We start from the raw sequence: 4,949 nt of genomic DNA, 5'->3' as shown, positions 1-4,949 counted from the left end.
CCGGGAGGTGTGGAAAAGGGACAGGACGCCCGCGCAGCGGGTCCCCCCCCCCCCGCGGGCCGCCGCCCCCCGCCGCGCCGCCCCCGCCGCGCTCCCCGCCCCCCGGGGGTCCCGGCGCGGCGCCCCCCCCGGGGACGCGCCGCGCGCCGCGCCCGACGCCCCCCCCCCCCCCCGGGCGGGCCCCGCCTCCGGGCCCCCCGCCGACGGCGCCGTGTGGATCCCTGAGCTGCGCGCCCCGCGCACCCCCGGCGAGCCGGTCCCGGTCAAACTGCCCGCCACCCTGGCGCTCGGCGACCGGCTGCCGCCGCTGCCCGAGAGCCCGCCCCCGCTGCCCGGGCACCCGCTCCCGCCGGCCCGCGCCGCGGACCGCCGCACCTGGTGCGACATCGGCTACCGGGAGGAGGGTACGACCGGCTTCCTGACCTTCTCGTTCCCGGGCGGCGCCATGAGCACCGACCACTGCCGGCGCCTCCTCGACGCCTACCGGGCCGCCTGCTCGCGCCCCACGTCCGTCCTCGTCCTCGGCGGCGGCCGGGACTTCTTCTCCAACGGCATCCACCTCGGCGTCATCGAGGCGGCCGCCGACCCGGCCGCGGAGTCCTGGGCCAACATCAACGCGATCGACGACCTGGTGGAGGCGGTCCTGACCACCACCGACCGGCTCGTCGTCGCCGCCCTCGCAGGCAACGCGGCCGCCGGCGGCGCCATGCTGGCCCTGGCCGCCGACGAGGTGTGGTGCCGCAGCGGCGTCGTCCTGAACCCGCACTACCGGCTGATGGGGCTGTACGGCTCCGAGTACTGGACGTACACCCTCCCCCGCCGGGTGGGCGCTGCGGCCGCCGCGCGGCTGACGGCCGACGCCCTGCCGGTCAGCGCCGCCGCCGCGGTGGAGGCCGGGCTGGCCGACCGTACGATCGCCTGCGCCCCGCAGGACTTCACGGCGCGGACCGCGCATCTGGCCGGGCGGCTGGCGGCGGCGCCAGGCACCCCCGGCCGGATCGCCGCCAAGAAGGCGCGGCGGGAACGGGACGAGGCCGTCCGGCCGCTGGACTCCTACCGGGCGCACGAGCTGGCCCGGATGCGCGCCGTGTTCGACGACCCCTCGGCGCCCTACCACCGCCTGCGGCGGGCGTTCGTCCGCAAGGAACGGCCGGCCGCGACCCCGCCGCACCTGCGGGACCCGCGGCCGAGGCGTCCGGACCCGGCCCGGGTCACTGGACTGGACGCGCATGACGGCGCAGCCGGGCCGACCCCCTGTTAGCAAGAAGGGGGGGACCGCCGCAGCGGTCCGTCCCCCCACCGCCCTCCCCGAGGAGGAACCCCGCATGGACGCAGCAACGCCGGTCGCGGCCGACGCTCCCCCGATCCACATCCTCTGGATCAACGCCGGCCTGAGCTGCGACGGCGACTCCGTCGCCCTGACGGCGGCCATGCAGCCGGCCATCGAGGAGATCGTGACGGGAGCGCTGCCCGGGCTCCCGAGGATCCAGGTGCACTGGCCGCTGATCGACTTCGAGTGCGGCCCGGTCGGCGGCGCCGACACGTTCATCGAGTGGTTCTTCAAGGGCGAGCGCGGCGAGATCGACCCGTTCGTCCTCGTCGTCGAGGGCTCCGTGCCCAACGAGGAGATCAAGCGCGAGGGCTACTGGTGCGGTTTCGGCACCGACCCGGAGACCGGCCAGCCCATCACGACGAGCGAGTGGATCGACCGGCTCGCGCCCAAGGCCCTCGCCGTCGTCGCCATCGGTACGTGCGCCACGTACGGCGGCATCCACGCCATGGAGGGCAACCCCACCGGCGCCATGGGGGTGCCCGACTACCTGGGCTGGAACTGGCTGTCCCACGCCGGCATCCCGATCGTGTGCGTACCGGGCTGCCCCATCCAGCCGGACAACTTCGCCGAGACGCTCACGTACCTGCTCTACCAGGCGGCCGGCTCGGCCCCGATGATCCCGCTCGACGAGAAGCTGCGCCCGACCTGGCTGTTCGGCAGCACCGTGCACGAGGGCTGCGACCGGGCCGGCTACTACGAGCAGGGCCAGTTCGCGCAGGTCTACGACTCCCCCGAGTGCCTGGTGAAGCTGGGCTGCTGGGGTCCGGTCGTCCAGTGCAACGTCCCCAAGCGGGGCTGGATGAACGGCATCGGCGGCTGCCCCAACGTCGGTGGCATCTGCATCGCCTGCACCATGCCCGGATTCCCGGACAAGTTCATGCCGTTCATGGACGAACCGCCCGGGGCCAAGGTGTCCACCACGACGAGCGGCGCGTACGGGGCGGTGATCCGCAGGCTCCGGTCGATCACCCGCCACACGGTGGACCAGGAGCCCAGGTGGCGCCGTAGCGGTACGAAGCTCACGACCGGCTACCGGCCGCCCTGGTGACGCCCCGGCGGGCCGGCGGCGCCGCCACCGGGCCGCCGGGCCGCCGCGCCGGCCCGCACGGCTCCCCCGGTCCCCGGGGCCTCCGGTCCTCCGGTCCTCCGGTCCCCCACCCGTCCTCTCAGCTACCGCAGCTCCCGCATCCCGGAAGGTTCACGGCACAGACGATGACTCCGAAGACCAAGGCGGCCGGTGACGGCAGTGGCCTCGTGGAGATGGCCTGGGATCCGATCACCCGGATCGTGGGCAGTCTCGGCATCCACACCAAGATCGACTTCAAGCAGAAGCGGGTCGCGGAGTGCTACAGCACTTCATCGGTCTTCCGCGGCTACAGCGTGTTCATGCGCGGCAAGGACCCCCGCGACGCACACTTCATCACCAGCCGCATCTGCGGGATCTGCGGGGACAACCACTCGACCTGTTCCGTGTACACGCAGAACATGGCCTACGGGGTCAAGCCGCCCCACCTCGCCGAATGGATCATCAACCTGGGCGAGTCCGCGGAGTACATGTTCGACCACAACATCTTCCAGGAGAACCTGGTCGGGGTCGACTACTGCGAGAAGATGGTCCGCGAGACCAACCCGGGCGTGCTGGAGCTCGCCGAGCGCACCGAGGCCCCGCACGCCGCCGACCACGGCTACCGCACCATCGCCGACATCATGCGCTCCCTCAACCCGATCGAGGGCGAGTTCTACCGCGAGGCACTCCAGGTCAGCCGCTACACCCGGGAGATGTTCTGCCTGATGGAGGGCCGCCACGTGCACCCCTCCACCCTCTACCCGGGCGGCGTCGGCACCATCGCCTCCGTCCAGCTGTTCACGGACTACCTGAGCCGCCTGATGCGGTACGTGGAGTTCATGAAGCGCGTCGTGCCCCTGCACGACGACCTGTTCGACTTCTTCTACGAGGCCCTGCCCGGCTACGAGGAGGTCGGCCGGCGGCGGGTCCTGCTGGGCTGCTGGGGCGCCCTCAACGACCCCGAGTACTGCGACTTCACCTACGCCAACATGACCGACTGGGGACGGAAGATGTTCGTCACCCCGGGCGTGGTGGTGGACGGCAAGCTGGTCACCAACGACCTCACCAAGATCAATCTGGGCATCCGCATCCTGCTGGGCAGCTCGTACTACGAGGACTGGGCCGGCCAGGAGCAGTTCGTCACGCACGACCCGCTCGGCAACCCGGTGGACCCGCGCCACCCGTGGAACCAGCACACCATCCCCGCCCCGCAGAAGCGGAACTTCGACGACAAGTACAGCTGGGTGATGTCGCCGCGCTGGTTCGACGGCACGGACCACCTGGCCCTGGACACCGGCGGCGGCCCGATCGCCCGGCTGTGGTCCACCGCCCTGTCCGGGCTGGTCGACATCGGGTACGTCAAGGCCACCGGGCACAGCGTGGTCATCAACCTGCCGCGTTCGATGACCAAGCCGGAGACCACCTTCGAGTGGAAGATCCCCCGGTGGAGCAACGCGCTGGAGCGCAACCGCGCCCGCACGTACTTCCAGGCGTACGCGGCGGCCGTCGCGCTGCACTGTGCCGAGCAGGGGCTCGCGGAGGTCCGGGCCGGACGCACCCAGACCTGGGAGAAGTTCGAGGTGCCGGACGAGTCCATCGGCTGCGGCTTCACCGAGGCGGTGCGCGGTGTGCTCTCGCACCACATGGTGATCCGCGGGGGCAAGATCGCCAACTACCACCCGTACCCGCCGACGCCGTGGAACGCCAGCACCCGCGACACGTACGGCACTCCGGGCCCCTACGAGGACGCCGTGCAGAACACGCCGATCTTCGAGGAGAACCCGCCGGAGAACTTCAAGGGCATCGACATCATGCGTGCCGTGCGCAGCTTCGACCCCTGCCTGCCGTGCGGGGTGCACATGTACGTGGGCGGCGGGAAGACCGTCAAGCAGATGCACGTGCCCACCGGGCTGAGCGGACTGGGCGGATGAGCGCGGCCACCGATGCGCGGGCCGCCGTCCCGGCGGCCGTCCCCGCGACCGCGACCGCGGGCCTCCACGCCAGGGAGGCGGGCCGGCGGGTCGAGGAGATCCTCGACGGCTTCGCCGCGGCCGGCGATGCTGCCGGCGGGGCGGCGTACACGGCGGCGGAGGAACTCGTCCGCGTCCTGATGGACTTCTACGGCGCCGGCTTGGCGCGGGTCGTCGCCGGCCTCGACGAGGGGCGGCTGGCCGCCCTTCTCGACGACGAACTGGTGGGTGGCCTGCTGGCCCTGCACGATCTGCACCCGGAGGACGCGCGCACGCGCATCGGCCGGGTGCTGGCCGCCTCCCGGGAGCGGGTCGAGGTGCTCGACTTCGACGAGGCGACGGGAAGGCTGCGGCTGCGCGCCGCATCCGCCCCTGGCGGCGGCTGCGGATGCGGCAACGGCGGCGACGGCGTGCCGCAGGAGCTGAAGGACGCGCTGGCCGGTCTCGTACCCGAGGTGACCGCCGTGGAGCTGGAGCCCGTGCGGCGGGACCGGGAGCCGGCCCTGCTGCAGATCGGCCACCGGCCGCCGGCCGCGGCGCGGCAGCGGTGAGCGCCGCCGCGGCCCGCACCGGCACGGAC

4 protein-coding genes are annotated in these 4,949 nt (G+C 72.9%); all 4 read left to right on the top strand.

The annotated features are described in order from the left end of the window. Positions 1 to 1,261 (top strand): enoyl-CoA hydratase-related protein (locus GPJ59_RS33385; RefSeq protein ID WP_219671659.1); only part of this gene is annotated, 1,261 nt, incomplete at its 5' end. A 64-nt stretch (positions 1,262 to 1,325) separates the two neighbouring features. Further along, positions 1,326 to 2,381, top strand: coding sequence for a hydrogenase expression protein HypE (locus GPJ59_RS33380; RefSeq protein WP_219671658.1), 1,056 nt, complete (start codon positions 1,326 to 1,328; stop codon positions 2,379 to 2,381). Positions 2,382 to 2,545: 164 nt separating this feature from the next. Then, positions 2,546 to 4,330: a nickel-dependent hydrogenase large subunit gene (locus GPJ59_RS33375; RefSeq protein WP_219671657.1), complete on the top strand. Its 1,785-nt coding sequence runs from the start codon at positions 2,546 to 2,548 to the stop codon at positions 4,328 to 4,330. Next, positions 4,327 to 4,920: a hypothetical protein gene (locus GPJ59_RS33370; RefSeq protein WP_258025299.1), complete on the top strand. Its 594-nt coding sequence runs from the start codon at positions 4,327 to 4,329 to the stop codon at positions 4,918 to 4,920. The genes GPJ59_RS33375 and GPJ59_RS33370 overlap by 4 nt, the downstream gene beginning before the upstream one ends. Positions 4,921 to 4,949: the final 29 nt, after the last annotated feature.

Origin of the sequence: Streptomyces bambusae (assembly GCF_019400985.1) — a bacterium.
GTDB lineage: Bacteria > Actinomycetota > Actinomycetes > Streptomycetales > Streptomycetaceae > Streptomyces > Streptomyces bambusae_A.
The sequence above is the reverse complement of the archived record's forward strand: the minus strand, read 5'-3'. Positions and strand labels throughout refer to the sequence as shown.

What these genes read in the sequence shown, in the direction of transcription:
- GPJ59_RS33380 (WP_219671658.1), top strand. Translation starts at nt 1,326, where the DNA reads ATGGACGCAGCAACGCCGGTCGCGGCCGACGCTCCCCCGATCCACATC.
- GPJ59_RS33370 (WP_258025299.1), top strand. Translation starts at nt 4,327, where the DNA reads ATGAGCGCGGCCACCGATGCGCGGGCCGCCGTCCCGGCGGCCGTCCCC.
- GPJ59_RS33375 (WP_219671657.1), top strand. Translation starts at nt 2,546, where the DNA reads ATGACTCCGAAGACCAAGGCGGCCGGTGACGGCAGTGGCCTCGTGGAG.